The sequence below is a fragment of the Delftia sp. DLF01 genome, from assembly GCF_014852125.1.
Classification (GTDB): domain Bacteria; phylum Pseudomonadota; class Gammaproteobacteria; order Burkholderiales; family Burkholderiaceae_C; genus Comamonas; species Comamonas acidovorans.
The window spans coordinates 931,679-946,511 of the sequence record NZ_JACVAZ010000002.1 but is presented as its reverse complement, the minus strand read 5'-3'; the positions used below and the strand labels follow the sequence as shown (position 1 = coordinate 946,511).

General features: G+C 67.7%; 15 protein-coding genes. 6 read left to right on the top strand and 9 right to left on the bottom strand.

Annotated features, from left to right (window positions below; translation table 11 throughout):
• Window positions 1–95 precede the first annotated feature (95 nt).
• Window positions 96–566 (top strand): redox-sensitive transcriptional activator SoxR, encoded by a 471-nt coding sequence (soxR, locus tag IB269_RS12735; protein ID WP_192367307.1) that lies wholly within the window; start codon window positions 96–98, stop codon window positions 564–566.
• Window positions 567–589: 23 nt separating this feature from the next.
• Here soxR and IB269_RS12730 read toward each other — a convergent pair whose 3' ends face one another.
• Complete coding sequence (locus tag IB269_RS12730) at window positions 590–1,759, bottom strand: MFS transporter (protein WP_034390128.1); 1,170 nt, start codon at window positions 1,757–1,759, stop codon at window positions 590–592.
• 320 nt (window positions 1,760–2,079) lie between these two features.
• Between IB269_RS12730 and IB269_RS12725 the strand changes: the two genes are divergently transcribed.
• Complete coding sequence (locus IB269_RS12725; RefSeq protein WP_071954279.1) at window positions 2,080–2,547, top strand: hypothetical protein; 468 nt, start codon at window positions 2,080–2,082, stop codon at window positions 2,545–2,547.
• A gap of 48 nt (window positions 2,548–2,595) precedes the next feature.
• Here the strand turns inward: IB269_RS12725 and IB269_RS12720 are convergent, their stop codons facing one another.
• Together IB269_RS12720 and IB269_RS12715 are read right to left on the bottom strand one after the other, a co-directional pair.
• On the bottom strand, window positions 2,596–3,546 hold the full coding sequence (locus tag IB269_RS12720) for a diguanylate cyclase (protein ID WP_013804322.1): 951 nt from the start codon (window positions 3,544–3,546) through the stop codon (window positions 2,596–2,598).
• Window positions 3,547–3,662: 116 nt separating this feature from the next.
• Window positions 3,663–4,727 (bottom strand): serine/threonine protein kinase, encoded by a 1,065-nt coding sequence (locus IB269_RS12715; protein ID WP_099753011.1) that lies wholly within the window; start codon window positions 4,725–4,727, stop codon window positions 3,663–3,665.
• Between IB269_RS12715 and IB269_RS12710 the strand changes: the two genes are divergently transcribed.
• Window positions 4,726–5,535, top strand: a complete 810-nt coding sequence (locus IB269_RS12710) for a 2'-5' RNA ligase family protein (RefSeq protein ID WP_192367306.1) — start codon at window positions 4,726–4,728, stop codon at window positions 5,533–5,535. The genes IB269_RS12715 and IB269_RS12710 overlap by 2 nt on opposite strands.
• Here the strand turns inward: IB269_RS12710 and IB269_RS12705 are convergent, their stop codons facing one another.
• The 3 genes from IB269_RS12705 to IB269_RS12695 form a co-directional block, all read right to left on the bottom strand.
• Window positions 5,536–5,952 carry an organic hydroperoxide resistance protein gene (locus IB269_RS12705; RefSeq protein ID WP_012203126.1) on the bottom strand — a complete coding sequence of 139 codons (417 nt, stop codon included), beginning with the start codon at window positions 5,950–5,952 and terminating at the stop codon, window positions 5,536–5,538.
• A 64-nt stretch (window positions 5,953–6,016) separates the two neighbouring features.
• On the bottom strand, window positions 6,017–6,484 hold the full coding sequence (locus tag IB269_RS12700) for a MarR family winged helix-turn-helix transcriptional regulator (RefSeq protein ID WP_012203127.1): 468 nt from the start codon (window positions 6,482–6,484) through the stop codon (window positions 6,017–6,019).
• Window positions 6,485–6,577: 93 nt separating this feature from the next.
• Window positions 6,578–7,393: a crotonase/enoyl-CoA hydratase family protein gene (locus IB269_RS12695; protein WP_012203128.1), complete on the bottom strand. Its 816-nt coding sequence runs from the start codon at window positions 7,391–7,393 to the stop codon at window positions 6,578–6,580.
• Window positions 7,394–7,606: 213 nt separating this feature from the next.
• On the opposite strand from IB269_RS12695, the gene IB269_RS12690 reads away from it, so the two are divergent.
• Together IB269_RS12690 and IB269_RS12685 are read left to right on the top strand one after the other, a co-directional pair.
• Window positions 7,607–8,011 (top strand): helix-turn-helix domain-containing protein, encoded by a 405-nt coding sequence (locus IB269_RS12690; RefSeq protein WP_016446553.1) that lies wholly within the window; start codon window positions 7,607–7,609, stop codon window positions 8,009–8,011.
• Complete coding sequence (locus IB269_RS12685; RefSeq protein ID WP_192367305.1) at window positions 8,008–9,336, top strand: HipA domain-containing protein; 1,329 nt, start codon at window positions 8,008–8,010, stop codon at window positions 9,334–9,336. The genes IB269_RS12690 and IB269_RS12685 overlap by 4 nt, the downstream gene beginning before the upstream one ends.
• Before the next feature lie 75 nt (window positions 9,337–9,411).
• Here IB269_RS12685 and IB269_RS12680 read toward each other — a convergent pair whose 3' ends face one another.
• Window positions 9,412–10,260, bottom strand: a complete 849-nt coding sequence (locus IB269_RS12680) for a 3-hydroxybutyryl-CoA dehydrogenase (protein ID WP_013804319.1) — start codon at window positions 10,258–10,260, stop codon at window positions 9,412–9,414.
• Window positions 10,261–10,416: 156 nt separating this feature from the next.
• On the opposite strand from IB269_RS12680, the gene IB269_RS12675 reads away from it, so the two are divergent.
• The gene (locus tag IB269_RS12675; protein WP_192367304.1) at window positions 10,417–12,009 is read left to right on the top strand and encodes a GMC family oxidoreductase; all 1,593 of its coding nucleotides are present in this window, start codon (window positions 10,417–10,419) and stop codon (window positions 12,007–12,009) included.
• On the opposite strand, the gene IB269_RS12670 is transcribed toward IB269_RS12675, so the two are convergent.
• The gene (locus tag IB269_RS12670) at window positions 12,006–13,238 is read right to left on the bottom strand and encodes a GGDEF domain-containing protein (RefSeq protein ID WP_225614096.1); all 1,233 of its coding nucleotides are present in this window, start codon (window positions 13,236–13,238) and stop codon (window positions 12,006–12,008) included. The genes IB269_RS12675 and IB269_RS12670 overlap by 4 nt on opposite strands.
• 98 nt (window positions 13,239–13,336) lie before the next feature.
• The gene (locus tag IB269_RS12665) at window positions 13,337–14,833 is read right to left on the bottom strand and encodes an AMP nucleosidase (protein ID WP_012203132.1); all 1,497 of its coding nucleotides are present in this window, start codon (window positions 14,831–14,833) and stop codon (window positions 13,337–13,339) included.

Below are 14,833 nucleotides of genomic sequence, written 5' to 3'. Positions count from 1 at the left end.
GCGGCGAGGCTTGCCAGTGTGAAACCTCAACCAAAGTTGAGGTCAAATGCAGGCCTGCTTGGACCTATTTTTCCTGCGCCTATTTTCCTGCTGCCATGAATCTGTCTTCTGCCGGTGTCACCGCGTCCGACCATGACGGGCCGGCCATCCTCTCCGTGGGCGAAGTCGCCCGGCGCAGCGGCATCACCGTCTCGGCCCTGCATTTCTACGAGCGCCAGGGGCTGATCGAGAGCCTGCGCACGCCCGGCAACCAGCGCCGCTATGCGCGTGCCGTGCTGCGGCGCGTGGCGGTCATCAGGGTGGCCCAGCGCATGGGCGTGCCGCTGGCCGAGATTGCCGAGGCGCTGCAGGACCTGCCCAGCGGCCGCACGCCCACGCAGGTCGACTGGGCCGCGCTGTCCGCGCGCTGGCGCCATGCCCTGGATGCGCGCATCCAGGGCCTGACCCAGCTGCGCGACCAGATCGACGGCTGCATTGGCTGCGGCTGCCTGTCCCTCAAGGTCTGCCCGCTGCGCAATGACGGCGACTGCCTGGCCGAAGACGGGCCGGGACCGCACTTTCGCTGAACAGGCATGCGCCCTTGGCGGAACTAGTGCTTGGGCATGGGCAGCGTGGGCGTGCGCGTGCACATCCAGCACAGCCAGCCGGCCAGCGCACCCATGACGATGCAGTAGGCGACCAGGGCCTCGGTGATGCCGATATGGTCCGAGAGCCAGCCCAGGCCCAGGATGGGCACGATGGTGCCCAGGTAGCCGACCACCAGGTACGTGGACAGCAGGCCCGTGCGTGTGGCCGGTGTCGAGACCTTGTTGACGATGGACATGCCCGCCAGGTTGCACAGGCCGTGGCCCGCCGCCGTGGTGATCACGCTGAGCGCGAACAGCAGGGCCGAGCCCGCGAAGCTGTTGACCAGCAGCAGGAGGTTGCAGGCCACCAGGCAGGCAAAGCCCACAATGGCCGAGCCCTTGGTCGGGCGCGGGCGCGCCAGGTACTGGAAGCCCGCCGAGAGGAACAGGATCACGCCGATGGACAGGCCCGAGACAGCCGGCCCGTGCCAAGGCACCATGCGCTGCATGAAGCTGGGCGCCAGCGATGCGAACAGGCTGAACATGCCGAAGGCGCAGAACGCGCACATGCCGCCCAGTGCGTAGTGGCGCGCAAAGCGGCGCTCCGGCAGCGTGATGGTGGGCATGAAATCGCGCCAGTGCAGCGCGCGTGCCTGGGTGGAGGCCAGCTCGGCCGGCTCGGCAATGCGCACCTGGTACAGCGCATAGACGGCCAGCAGCCCCAGCCCCAGCGAGGGGATGTAGGCCGTGACCAGCGGCCAGGGCAGCCACTGCGCGATCAGCCCGCCCACCACGGGGCCCAGCCCGAAGCCGAAGGCAATGGTCAGGCTGGTCGTGGCCGCGGCGCGCTGCAGGTCGCCCCGGTTGTTGAGCCGGGTCATGCCCACCGAGGCCGAGGTGGTGATCAACCCCGAAGCCACGCCGATCACCACGCGCCCCAGCGCAAAGCTGGGCACGTTCCAGGCCACGGCGGAGGCCAGCACGCCCAGCGTCATCAGGATCAGCCCGGCGCGCAGCACGGTGACAAAGCCGAATCGGTCGGTCAGCCGGCCCAGGAACAGCAGGCTGGCCAGCGCGCCGAACATATAGGCCACGAAGATCTGCGTGATGTGGCTGGGCTGCAGCCCCCAGGCCTGCTGGTACAGGGGGTACAGCGGGCTGGCCAGGGCGGTGCCCATGACACCCACGCACATGGAAAAACACACCCACGCATAGGGTGGCCAACGGGTTTGCATAGAAAAGGGAGCGAAAAGGGAGCGCGAAGAAAGCGAAGGGGAAAGCGGCGCCGCGCAGGCCTGGCGCCACCGGGGCGCCACGGCACTGTCCGGGAGCGCATGGAATCTGGAATGACCCGCAGGCCAATGGGTGAATTCTAAGAAACCCGCGTGTCCTGGGTGTTTCGCTGCCTCCGAGCCCCTGGCATGGACCCGGGCATACCGCTGGCAACGTGCGCCTGGCGGGCGGGTGTACCCTGTGGCCGTCCCTGTGTTTTCCCTTGTCCAGAGAGTCCGGCATGCCAGTTCCATCCTCCGCTTTCATGACCTCCCAGCCATCCCGCAAGGCAGCGTGGACCGCGCTTGGCGCCTGCGCGCTGCTGCTGGCCGGCTGCGGCTCGGTGGGCGGCGGCGTGGGCATCGGAATTCCGGTCGGCCCCGTGTCGGTGGGCGTGGGGCTGGGCAGCGGCGGGCTGAGTGCCGGAGTCGGCACGGGCGTGGGCCCGGTCGGCGTTGGCGTCGGCGTCAACCAGAGCGGCCAGGTGCTGGGCAGCGCAGGCGTGGGCGCCTCCACGGGTGTGGGCGGCGCGCGGGTCGGCGTGGGCGTGGGTTCATCCACCGTGCTGCACGATCCGCAGCGCTCCAACGTTCAACCGGCCCAGGAGCCAGCGCCTGCCGCCCCGCCTCAGACCCCGGCCGGCCAGGTGCAATGGCGTGATGCCAGCGGTCAGGTCGTGCCGACCTGCCGCGTCGATGGACGTTGCTGAGGTGCGAGAGAGGGGAACGGCGCGTAGCGCCTCAGGGGGTGTTTCCTGTCACCCAGCCCAGACGATGCGGTCGCGACCAGCGTTTTTTGCGAGATAAAGGCGCCGATCGGCATCGGCCAGCAGTTGCTGGGCACTGTTGGTGGGCGAAGGCGCAATGCAGGCCACGCCCAGGCTCACGGTCAGCGCCTGGCCCAGGGGCGAGGCGGCATGGGGCAGGTCCAGCAGCCTGAGCGCATCGACGATGCCCTGCGCCACCAGCACCGCGCCATCCAGCGCCGTATGGGGCAGCAGGCAGACGAATTCCTCCCCCCCATAGCGCGCCAGCAGGTCGCCCGGCCGGTGCAGCGCGCCCTGAATGGCCTGGGAGATCTGGCTCAGGCATTCATCGCCGACCAGATGGCCGTAGTGGTCGTTGTAGGCCTTGAAGTGGTCCACGTCCATCATCACCAGCGACAGCGGCTCGCCCAGGCGCTGCAGGCGCATGAACTCGCGCTCCAGCTGGGCACTGAAGAAACGCCGGTTGGCCACGCCCGTCAGCCCGTCGCTGTGCGACAGCAGTTGCAGCATCTGGCGCTGCTGCGCAATCTCCAGATGCGTGCGCACGCGTGCCTTGAGCACGGCCGGGCGAAAGGGTTTGGTCACGAAATCCACGGCGCCCAGGTTCAGGCCCAGTTCCTCGCAATGGGGCTCGGTCAGCGCGGTGAGGAAGATGATGGGGATATGCGCGGTCTGCAGGTCGGCCTTGAGGCGGCGGCAGACCTCGAAGCCGTCCATCTCCGGCATGCGGATGTCCAGCAGGATGAGGTCGGGCAGGTACTGGCGGGCCAGGGCCAGCGCCTCCTCGCCGGTGTAGGCCACAAGCGGGCCGCACAGATCCTTGATCACCTGGCAGATGATGGTGGCGTTGTCCGGAACGTCGTCCACCACCAGCACCTTTTGCGCGGCAGGCAAGGGCTGTAGCGGGTTGGGCAGCGATGGTGGGAAGGCGGAGTAGGGCATGGCCGATGGGATTTCGGGCCGAGAATACCCCGGAACCCGCAGCCCTGGATAGGGCGCCGCGGGCATGGACAATTTGTAAAGATATCTGTCTTCGGGAGGCAGGCAGCCCGGTGGCCTCAGGCGTATAGAGGCTCTTCCTGCATGGCCTCGATCTGCTCGTTGAGCATGTCCACCTGCCCGCGCCAGTAGTCGGGAGTGCCGAACCAGGGGAAGTTGATGGCAAAGATCGGGTCGTCCTGGCGCCGCGCCAGCCAGGCGCTGTAGTGGATCAGGCGCAGCGTGCGCAGCGGCTCGATCAGGGCCAGCTCGCGGCGGTCGAAGGGGCGGAACTGTTCGTACCCATCCAGCAGGGCGCCCAGCTGGCGCGTGCGCTGGCCCCGGTCGCCCGACAGCAGCATCCACAGGTCCTGCACGGCCGGGCCGGTGCGCGCATCGTCCAGGTCCACGAAATGCGGGCCGCCGCGGCCTTCGTCGTCCAGCGGCGTCCACAGCACGTTGCCGGGATGGCAGTCGCCATGCAGGCGCAGCGTGCGCGCGCTGTGCAGGCCGAAGTGGCCGGCTGCGCTCATGCCGTCGGCGGCGGGTGCCATCAGGTCCAGGGCGCGCTGGCAGGCGGCCTTCCAGGTGGATTCCACTTCCAGCGGAATCATTTGCCGGTCCAGCAGCCACTGCATGGAGTCGTGGCCGAAGCTGGCCAGGTCCAGCGCCGGCCGGTGTGCAAAGGGCCGGGCCGCGCCCACGGTGTGGATGCGTGCCAGGAAGCGCCCGGTCCACTCCAGCACCTCGAAGTCGTCCAGCTCGGGCGGACGGCCTCCGCGCCAGGGGCTGACCGAGAAATCAAAGCCCGCGTGGCTGTGCAGCGTGGCGCCTTCCAGCACCAGCGGGGGCACGGCGGGCACTTCGGCGGCCGTCAGCTCGGCGCTGAAGGCGTGCTCCTCCAGGATCTGATCGCGGCTCCAGCGGCCCGGGCGGTAGAACTTGAGCACGACGCGATCGCCGTCTTCCAGTACGGCCTGGTAGACGCGGTTTTCGTAGGAGGCCAGGGCCGTGAGCCGGCCGTCGCCCCACAGGCCGACCGAGGCCAGGGCGTCGAGCACCACGTCGGGCGTGAGGCGGGCATAGGCGTGCGAGTCGTCGTCGGGGACGACATTCAGATCAGGATCGTGCGGTGTGGCGGACATGGGCCGATTGTCGCCGGGCTGGCTTAAGCTGTGCGGCTGCCTAGCCTTCGCCGATTCGCCCGCCGTGCCGCTGCTGTCCCATTTCCTGCAATCCCATGCCATAGCGAGCGCCAGCGCCAGCTCCAGCTCCAGTGCGGCAGGCGCATCCGACGACTGGAACGGCTGGCACCTGGGCCGGCGCCGCTATGCGGTCTGGGTGCTGGAGCTCCATGCGCTGGGCCCTGGCGAGGGCGAAGCCGTGCGCCGCGCCTGTGCGCAGGCGTGCCAGGCCCTGGCCGCTGCGCTGGTTCCTCGGTACGAGCGGCAGCTGCATGTGACCCTGGCCACGGCCGGCTTTCTGGATGGCGATGCGGCCCTGCCGGACGCCTACGGCGCGGCGGAACTATCGCGCGACTTGCGCGCGCTGCAGGACCTGCCGGCCGCACCGCTGCAACTTGAATTCGGCGGCTGGGGCAGTTTCGAGATGGCGCCGTATCTGCAGGTGCGCGACCGCAGCCAGGGCGGGCCCACGCTGGGCATGCTGCATGGCGCACTCAGGCCGGCAAGACCCGAACTGGCGCTGACCGAGGCACTGCGCCCCTACGTGCCCCATGTGACGCTGGGCGCCTGGAACGCCGCCTGGCCACGCGCCCAGGTGCTGCAATGGATAAGCGGCCTGCCGGTGCTGGAGCACTGGCAGGCCGCCGTGGGCGAGATCGCGCTGGTCAGCTATGCGGCCGACGCCTTGCACGGCCCGTTGACCTGCCATGCACGCTACGACCTCCGGGGTCGCAGGCTGCAATGGCGGGAGCGGCCGGGCTGGGTCTGATCAGACCAGGGTGATCTGCACGTCGATGTTGCCGCGCGTGGCGTTGGAGTAGGGGCAGACCTGGTGGGCTGCGTCCACCAGGGCCTGGGCGGCGGCCTTGTCCATGCCGGGCAGGCTGACCTTCAGGCGGGCAGCGATGCCGTAGGCGTTGGGGATGGTGCCCAGGTCCACTTCGGCGTCGATGGACAGGTCCTGCGGCAGGCTGATCTTCTGCTTGCCGGCCACGGCCTTGATGGCGCCGATGAAGCAGGCCGAGTAGCCTGCGGCGAACAGTTGCTCGGGATTGGTGCCCGTGCCGCTGGTGCCTGGCGAGGAAAGGGTCACGTCCAGGCGTCCGTCATCGGTGCGCGAGGCGCCGTCGCGGCCGCCGGTGGTGTGGGCACGTGCGGTGTACAGGACTTTTTCGAGCTGGGCCATGGTGTCTTCCTTTTGCAAAGTTGTCCGGCTGTGCGGACGGGTGGAGGAAATCGGCAATCCGTTGTCAGTCGCTGCGGCGCGGCGCCAGCCGCTCGCGCAGTGCGCCGAGTTGCTGCGTCAGCGCCTGCAACTCGGGCAGCGTGCACTGCGTGCTTTGCAGCACGCAGGCGGGAATCTTTTCAGCCGCATCGCGCAGTGCCCGGCCTTGCGGGGTGAGCGTGATGCGCACGCGGCGCTCGTCCTGTGCATCGCGCACCCGCTCCAGCAGGTTCGCGCCTTCGAGCCGCTTGAGCAGCGGCGTCAGCGTGCCCGAATCCAGGGTCAGCTGCTCGCCGATCTCCGACACGGTCAGGCCGTCGCGCTCCCACAGCACCAGCATCACCAGGTACTGCGGATAGGTCAGGCCGATGCCGTCGAGCAGGGGCTTGTACAGCTTGGTCATGGCCAGCGACGCCGAGTACAGCGCAAAGCAGACCTGGTTGTCCAGGCGCAGAAGCTCGGGGGTGTCGGTGGGCAGGGCGTTGCGTGGCATGGGTTGAATTATTGCTGTCAATTAAATTGTGCACAACTTAATTGATGAAATCCCTCCAGATCGGAGGGGGAAGATCGGGAGGGCGAGAAAGGCCTATCGGCCCGTGAAGCGCGCGGGGCGTTTCTCGATGAAGGAGCGCACGCCTTCGGCGGCATCCTCGCTGCTGGCCAGGCGCTGCTGCACTGGAATGAAGTCGGCCACGGCGGCGGCCTGGCCCAGCTCGATGGCCTTGAGCACATTGAGCCGCGTGGCCACCACGGCCTGCGGGGCCTGGGCGGCAATGCGCTCGGCAATGCGCAGGGCCTCGGCCAGTTCCTGGCCCGCTGGCACCACCTTCTGCACGAAGTTCAGGCGATAGGCCTCGGCGCTGTCGAACTCATCGGCCGTGAGCAGGTGCAGCATGGCATTGCCCACGCCCGCACGCTCGGCCATGCGCAGCGTGGCGCCGCCCGTGGGCATGATGCAGCGCTGCACTTCCAGCTGGGAAAAGCGGCAGTCATCGGCCGCGACCACGATGTCGGCGCCCAGCATCAGCTCGATGCCCACGGTGAAGCAAATGCCCTTGACCGCCACCACCATGGGCTTGGCGCGGCGCCGGTAGCCGACCAGGCCGTAGTCGTGCGGCTCCACCAGGCCTTGCGGGATGGCCTTCCTGCCCGAGCGCAGGTACTCCGCCATCACCGGCAGGTCCAGCCCTGCCGTGAAATGGCTGCCAAACGCATGCAGCACGCCCACGCGCAACTCGGGATCGTCGTCCAGGCGCGTATAGGCCTCGGCCAACTGCTGGAACATGGGTGGCGTCCAGCCGTTGCGCTTGGCGGGGCGGTTGATCCCGATCAGCAGCACATGGCCGCGCACTTCGCAGCTGATGCAGCCTTCGGGCGGCGGGGTGGGGGTGTTGATGTCCATGGTTGTCTCCTGCGCATGGACCTTAGTGCAGGCCAGGGATGGGTGCAGTCGCGCAGAGGACGGTAGAAAACGGAATGAATATCTAAGCAATGCTTTCGTTTTCTGGGGTTTGGGAAGCTGCTCGATAGAAAATCGATAAGATCGTTTCGATTCATTGCCAGCGCCGTTGCCGATCGATAAGATCGAAACCATGCTTTCGATTTCATTGAAGCCATGAAGATCTCCATCGACTCTGTGGATGCACTCGGTGACGCGGTATGGGCCGTTCGCAAGGCGCGACGCTTGCGCCAGGACGATGCAGCAGGCGCCGCAGGCGTGAGCCATGTCTTTGTGCGGGACGTGGAGCGCGGCAAGCCCACGGTCCAATTCGGGCGCGTGCTGCAACTGCTGTCCGAACTGGGAATCGAGGTGCTCATCGACCTTCCCGAGGGAACCGAGCAGGCCTATCTGCAGCGCCGCCAGGCCAGGCTGCCACCTGAGTCCCATGGTTCCCACGAGTACCGAACGCGCCAGGGCGCGCCGGACGGAGGGCCAGCCGCTGAAGTCAGGGAGGAGCCCGGTGCCCGTGACTCGGACGATGCGTTCTTCCGCACTGCCTTCGAAAAGAACAGGCCGTGACCGCACGCATCCTGGACGTATTCATCAACGGCCGGCTTGCCGGAAAGCTGGTCGAAAACAGGGATGTCTGGGGCTTTGCCTATGAGGAGGAGTGGATGGGCGACCCTCGCGCCTTCCCATTGGCGCCCGGCATTTCCTTGGCAAAGCGCAGGCACATCGACGGATCTACGCACCGCAGCGTCCAATGGTTCTTCGACAACCTGCTGCCCGAGGAAGCACTGCGCAGTGCGATCAGCAAAGAGCTGGAGGTGAATGAGCACGATGCCTTCGGCCTTTTGCAGGCCCTTGGCGCGGAATCGGCCGGATCCCTGGTCCTGCTGCCGCCTGGGGCGGGTGCAGCCGAGCGCGGCGCAAGGAGGCTGGAGTTCGGCGAACTGTCACTGAGACTCAGGAACTTGCCGCGCACGTCCTTGCATGCCGGATCACCCAAGCGCATGTCCCTGGCTGGAGCGCAGCACAAAATGGTGGTGCTGTACGACGAGAAAACCGCTCGCCTGCAGGAACCCTTCCAAGGGACGGCTTCCAGCCATATCCTCAAGCCGGACTCCACGGCCGAAGGCTATCCGCACTCGACCGTCAACGAGGCCTTCACCATGAAGCTTGCCGGGCGCCTGGGGCTTGATGTGCCGCCGGTACACCTGCTGTACACGCCCGAGCCGGCCTATGTCATCAACCGCTTTGACCGCGTGTTTGATGAAGCGTCCCAAGAGTGGCTGCGACTGCATGTGGTGGATGCCTGCCAACTGCTCGACCTGGCCCGGACTTTCAAATATCAAGGAGCCAGCATCCAGACACTGGCGTCGTTGATGGACCGCTGCCGCGAAAAGGCGCAAGCCCGGATGGGCATCTATCAGTGGCTGCTGTTCAACACCCTGGTGGGCAACAGCGACAGTCATCTGAAGAATCTGTCGTTCCTGGTGGACCGGGGCGGCGTCAGGCTGGCGCCGTTCTACGATCTCCTGAGCACCGCCGTCTATCACACGCGGGCTTACGCCGATGAACATGCGGTATGGCCACAGGAGCGGCTGACGGTTCCGCTTGCGGGTGCGGCCTTCTTTGCCGACGTGACCTACGGAAAGCTGATGGCCGCAGGTACGGCCTTGGGCTTGACCCAGAGCACAAGCGGACGTGTGCTCGACAGGATGCTTGGCATGCTGGCTCCGCAGGCCGATGCGTTGATCGCAGAATTCGAGGCTGGCCAGCTCCACCAGCCTGCCGACTCTGCAATGGACCATTCCACAAGAAGTGCCCACCTGAGAATGCTCAGGTCGATACGTCACATCGTCATCGAGGACATGCTGGCGCTGGTGCGCAAAACCAAGTAGCGCGCTGCCACCAAAACAAAAGGCGAAGGCCAGCCTGAGCTGCCTTCGCCTTCGCTTGGCCTTGGGGGCCGTGTATCAGTAGCTGTACACGCCGCGGCCCGTCTTGCGGCCCAGGCGGCCGGCGGCCACCATTTCCTTGAGCAGGGGGCAGGGACGGTACTTGCTGTCGCCGAATTCCTTGAGGTAGACCTCCATCACGGCCAGGCACACGTCCAGGCCGATCATGTCGGCCAGGGCCAGGGGGCCGATGGGCTGGTTGCAGCCCAGCTTCATGCCGGCGTCGATGTCCTCGGCCGATGCCAGGCCTTCGGCCAGCACGAAGAAGGCCTCGTTGATCATGGGCACCAGGATGCGGTTGACCACGAAGCCGGGGGCGTTCTTGACGGTGATGGGGCTCTTGCCCAGGCGCTCGGACAGTTCCTTGACCGTGGCGTGCGTCTCGTCGCTGGTCTGCAGGCCGACGATGATCTCCACCAGCGCCATCATGGGCACGGGGTTGAAGAAGTGCATGCCGATGAACTTGTCGGCACGGCCCGTCACGGCGGCCAGCTGGGTGATGGAGATGGACGAGGTGTTGGTGGCGACGATGACGTCGGCATCCAGCAGCGCGTCCAGCTGCTTGAGGATCTTGACCTTGAGCTCGTAGTTCTCGGTGGCGGCCTCGATGACCAGTTGCGCGCCCTTCAGCGCCGCGTAGTCGGTCGATGTCTTGATGCGGGCCAGGGCGGCGGTCTTCTCTGCCTCGGTCAGCTTTTCCTTCTTGATCAGGCGGTCCAGGCTGCCCGAGACGGTGGCCACGCCCTTCTGGACGGCGGCCTCAGAGATGTCCACCATGACCACGTCGATGCCCGATACCGCGCAGGCCTGCGCGATGCCGTTGCCCATGGTGCCTGCGCCGATGATGCCTACGGTTTGAATTGCCATGACTGTCAGTCTCCTCAAACGAACAAAGTGAATGCGAACGTGAATGCGATCCGGCGATCGTAGCGGGATTCGGAGCATCCACCGGGTTTGCCCCGGCTTGCGGCGCCGCGCAGGCGACTGCAACAGTGGATGGCTACACCGCAGGGGAGGGGAGACATGCTGGATTTCATCGTGATCGGAGGGGGATCGGCGGGCTCGGTGCTGGCCGGGCGGCTCAGCGAGGATGCCGAGACGCAGGTGGCGCTGCTGGAGGCCGGGCCCCCCGACTCCAGCGTGCTCATCCACTGTCCGGCGGGCATGGCCGCCATGGCCAAGGGCGGGCGGCACAGCTGGGGCCTGTCCACCGTGCCGCAACCGGGCCTGGACGGGCGGCGTGGCCACCAGCCGCGCGGCAAGGTGCTGGGCGGCTCCAGCGCGGTCAACGCCATGGTCTATGTGCGCGGCCAGCCGACCGACTACGACCACTGGGCGGCCCAGGGCAACCCGGGCTGGAGCTGGAGCGAGGTGCTGCCCTATTTCCTGCGCGCCGAACACAATGAACGCGGCGCCGATGCCTGGCATGGCGCGGACGGGCCGCTGAACGTGGCCGACCTGCGCGATCCCAACCCGCTGTCCCGGGCCTTCGTGCAGGCTGGCGTGCAGGCCGGCCATGCGCACAACGCGGATTTCAACGGCCAGGCGCAGGAGGGTGTGGGCCTGTACCAGGTCACCCAGCGCAACGGCGAGCGCCACCACGTCGCCAAGGCCTATCTGGCGCCGCACCGTGCCAGGCCCAATCTGCGCGTGGAAACGGGTGCCCAGGTGCTGCGCATTCTGTTCGAGGGCCGGCGCGCCGTGGGCGTGGAGTACCTGCAGGGCGGTACGGTGCAGCAAATGCACTGCCGGCGCGAGGTACTGCTTTGCGGCGGCGCACTGCTGTCGCCGCAGCTGCTGATGCTGTCTGGCGTGGGGCCGGGCGATCACCTGCGTTCGCTGGGAATCGATGTGGTCCACCATCTGCCCGGCGTGGGCGCCCATCTGCATGACCACCCGGATGTGGTGCTGGTGGTCGATGGCGCGCAGCTGACCGACAGCTTCGGCCTGTCACTGGGCGGTGCGCGCAGATTGCTGGCCGCCGTGGGCCAATGGCGCAGCCAGCGGCGCGGCATGCTGACCACCAACTTTGCCGAGGCGGGCGGCTTCATCCGCAGCAGCCCTGGCGAGCCTGCGCCCGATCTGCAACTGCACTTCGTCGTCGCCAAGCTGGTGGACCACGGGCGCAAGACGGTCTGGGGCCATGGCTATTCGCTGCATGTCTGCGTGCTGCAGCCGGCCAGCCGGGGCAGCCTGCGCCTGGCCAGTGCCGACCCGCTGGCCCTGCCGCTGGTGGATCCGGCCTTTTTCTCCGACGCGCAGGACCTGCGGCGCATGGTGAACGGCGTGCGCCGCGCCCACGAGATCCTGGCCCAGCCTGCGCTGGCGGCCCTGGGCGGGCGCGAGATGCCGGCCTCGGCCGGCGCGCAGGACGATGCAGGCATCGAGGCCTTCATTCGCAGCCATGCCGACACCATCTACCACCCCGTGGGCAGCTGCCGCATGGGGCCGGGGCCCATGGACGTGGTCGATGCGCAGCTGCGTGTCTACGGCATCAAGGGCCTGCGCGTGGTCGATGCCTCGGTCATGCCGCGCATCGTCAGCGGCAACACCAATGCGCCCACGGTGATGATCGCGGAGAAGGCGGTGGACATGATCCGCGGGGGATCCCTCTAGGTGCCTGGCGTGCGCCCGTGCGCCATGGCCTGCTCCGGGATGGAGGCCGACGGCTGCGGCCCCTGCTCCTCGGACGCGGCCACCGGACTCAGCCGCACCTGCGTCCAGCAGTCGCGCCCGCGGCGCTTGGCGGCGTAGAGGGCGGCGTCTGCGGGGGCCAGCATCAGTTCCAGGCACAGGCCGTTCCAGGCCTGGGGTGCGTGGGCGCAGCCGGCGCTGAAGCGCACTTCGAAGCCCAGCACCTTGCGCGAGGCCTGCAGCAGCGCGGACTGCAGGCGGGTGCACAGGGTGTCCACGCCGTCGTCCGTGGTGTAGAGCAGCAGGCAGAACTCCTCGCCGCCCCAGCGCGCAGCGATTTCGTCGCTGCGCAGCTGCTGCTGCAGCAGGCGGGCGAACAGGCACAGCGTCTGGTCGCCCACGGCGTGGCCGTGCTCGTCGTTGACATGCTTGAAGTGGTCCAGGTCCAGCATCACCAGGGCCAGGGCCTGGCGGTGGCGCTGGGCATGGGCCAGCATGGCGGGTGCGCGCTCCAGCAGGGCGCGGCGGTTGGGCAGCCCGGTGAGCATGTCCTGCAAGGCCAGGTCGCGCAGTTGCTGGCTGGTCTCGTCGCGCCAGGCCACGAGCACGGCCACCATGAGCAGCGTGCTGCTCAGCGTGGTCAGCAGGGCGAAGATCTGGTTGGCGCCGCTGTCCGCGGTGAAGCTGGGCAGGAAGGGCGTGGCCAGGGCCAGGTAGCTGCGCACGAACAGCATCAGCCCCATGAAGGCGGCCACGCCGCACATCAGGTAGCGCCAGCTGCGCGCCACGGGCCGCTGTGGGTCCAGGCACAGGCCGGCCAGCGCCATCAGGCACAGGCCATGGACGGCGCTGAACCATCCGGTGCGCAGGGCCGCCTGGGGCAGCAGCAGCGCAAAGCCCAGCGGCCCCAGCACGCACAGCGCGATCAGGCCGCGCTCCAGCAGCATCGGGCGCGGCCCCAGCCATTCACGCAGGGCGCGCGCCATCTGCCACTGGGCGGTGGCGGCCAACGCCGCCGCGCCCAGCGACAGCAGGTCACGTCCCATCAGGCCGTGGGGCAGGCGGCTGGCGATCAGGATGAGGGTCCAGGCCAGGGCCTGCATCAGGAAGAAGTGCTGCGCATGGCGCGCCGCACCGCTGACGCGACGCCCCATGGCCAGTGGCAGGGCGGCCGACATGGCCATCATGTTGATGGCCACGACGGCGGTCATGGAGAAAAAGTCCAGGGTAGGCAGCGTGGATGGCATGTGCGTCCCTGGATGGCGGTGCGAAGCGTGGCCCGTGAGAAGCGGTGGCCGGTGGCGGGGCGCTACTGGAACGCCACCTCCGCGAAGCTGCGCAGCTTGCGGCTGTGCAGGCGCTGGGTGCCGCCTTCGCGCAGGATGTCGATGGCGCGCATGCCGATGCGCAGATGCTGGTCCACGCGCTCGCGGTAGAAGTGGTTGGCCATGCCGGGCAGCTTGATCTCGCCGTGCAGCGGCTTGTCGGACACGCACAGCAGCGTTCCATAGGGCACGCGGAAGCGGAAGCCGTTGGCCGCGATGGTGGCGCTTTCCATGTCCAGCGCCACGGCGCGGCTCTGGCTGAAGCGCAGCTGGGGCAGGTTGTTGGGCAGCAGCTCCCAATTGCGGTTGTCGGTGCTGGCCACGGTGCCGGTGCGCATGATGCGCTTGAGGTCGGGCCCGTCCATCTGCGTGACGTCGGCCACGGCCTGCTGCAGTGCCAGCTGGATTTCGGCCAGCGCGGGAATGGGCACCCACAGCGGCAGCTCTTCGTCCAGCACATGGTCCTCGCGCACATAGGCGTGGGCCAGCACGTAGTCGCCCAGCTGCTGGCTGTTGCGCAGGCCCGCGCAGTGGCCCAGCATCATCCAGGCGTGCGGGCGCAGCACGGCAATGTGGTCGGTGATGGTCTTGGCATTGGCCGGGCCCACGCCGATGTTGACCATGGTGATGCCGCTGTGGTCGGCGCGCACCAGGTGGTAGGCCGGCATCTGCGGCAGGCGCGGCGGCGGCGTGCCCAGCTCGTCATTGGGCTGGGCCGGCAGGCCGGTGCGGCGCGTGACCACGTTGCCGGGCTCGATGAAGGCCACGTACTCGCTGTCCTCCCGGGCCATCTCGGCGTGGCCCAGGCGGATGAATTCGTCGATGTAGAACTGGTAGTTGGTGAACAGCACGAAGTTCTGGAACCACTCGGGCTGGGTGCCCGTGTAGTGGCGCAGGCGGTGCAGCGAGTAGTCCACGCGCGGGGCGGTGAACAGGGACAGCGGCAGGGCCTCGCCGGGATGCGGGCGCCAGGTGCCGTTGGCAATGCCGTCGTCCATGGCTTCGAGGTCGGGCAGGTCGAACACATCGCGCATCAGCTGGCGCCGCTCGCGCGTGAGCGTTCCCTCGATGTGGTCGTTCTCGGCGAACGAGAAGTGGATGGGAATGGGCTTATCGCTCAGGCCCACCTCCAGCGGCACGCCGTGGCTCTTGATCAGCAGGCGGAACTGCTCGGCGTAGTAGCGCGAGAACAGGTCGGGCCGCGTGAGCGTGGCCTCGTGCGTGCCCGGGCCCTCGACGAAGCCGTAGGCCAGCTGCGTGTCGGCTCGCGCCACGGTGCTCGTGTGCATGCGAACGAAGGGGTAGTAGGCGTGGACGGGAGCGGCCGGGGTTTCGCCGGAGACGAAGCGCTGCATGTTCGAGCGAAGGTGCTCTATCTGCTCCCGGTAGATCTGCTGTACGTGCTCCAGGGCCCGCTGGGGGTCGGTGTGCAAGGTGGCTGCGGCCCTGGAGGCCTGCGAGGGGTTGTGAAGCAAAACCAT

Coding starts and splice junctions, on each gene's coding strand:
- soxR (WP_192367307.1), top strand. CDS start 96: ATGAATCTGTCTTCTGCCGGTGTCACCGCGTCCGACCATGACGGGCCG.
- IB269_RS12730 (WP_034390128.1), bottom strand. CDS start 1,759: ATGTGCGTGGGTGTCATGGGCACCGCCCTGGCCAGCCCGCTGTACCCC.
- IB269_RS12725 (WP_071954279.1), top strand. CDS start 2,080: ATGCCAGTTCCATCCTCCGCTTTCATGACCTCCCAGCCATCCCGCAAG.
- IB269_RS12720 (WP_013804322.1), bottom strand. CDS start 3,546: ATGCCCTACTCCGCCTTCCCACCATCGCTGCCCAACCCGCTACAGCCC.
- IB269_RS12710 (WP_192367306.1), top strand. CDS start 4,726: ATGGGCCGATTGTCGCCGGGCTGGCTTAAGCTGTGCGGCTGCCTAGCC.
- IB269_RS12715 (WP_099753011.1), bottom strand. CDS start 4,727: ATGTCCGCCACACCGCACGATCCTGATCTGAATGTCGTCCCCGACGAC.
- IB269_RS12705 (WP_012203126.1), bottom strand. CDS start 5,952: ATGGCCCAGCTCGAAAAAGTCCTGTACACCGCACGTGCCCACACCACC.
- IB269_RS12700 (WP_012203127.1), bottom strand. CDS start 6,484: ATGCCACGCAACGCCCTGCCCACCGACACCCCCGAGCTTCTGCGCCTG.
- IB269_RS12695 (WP_012203128.1), bottom strand. CDS start 7,393: ATGGACATCAACACCCCCACCCCGCCGCCCGAAGGCTGCATCAGCTGC.
- IB269_RS12690 (WP_016446553.1), top strand. CDS start 7,607: ATGAAGATCTCCATCGACTCTGTGGATGCACTCGGTGACGCGGTATGG.
- IB269_RS12680 (WP_013804319.1), bottom strand. CDS start 10,260: ATGGCAATTCAAACCGTAGGCATCATCGGCGCAGGCACCATGGGCAAC.
- IB269_RS12675 (WP_192367304.1), top strand. CDS start 10,417: ATGCTGGATTTCATCGTGATCGGAGGGGGATCGGCGGGCTCGGTGCTG.
- IB269_RS12670 (WP_225614096.1), bottom strand. CDS start 13,238: ATGACCGCCGTCGTGGCCATCAACATGATGGCCATGTCGGCCGCCCTG.
- IB269_RS12665 (WP_012203132.1), bottom strand. CDS start 14,833: ATGGTTTTGCTTCACAACCCCTCGCAGGCCTCCAGGGCCGCAGCCACC.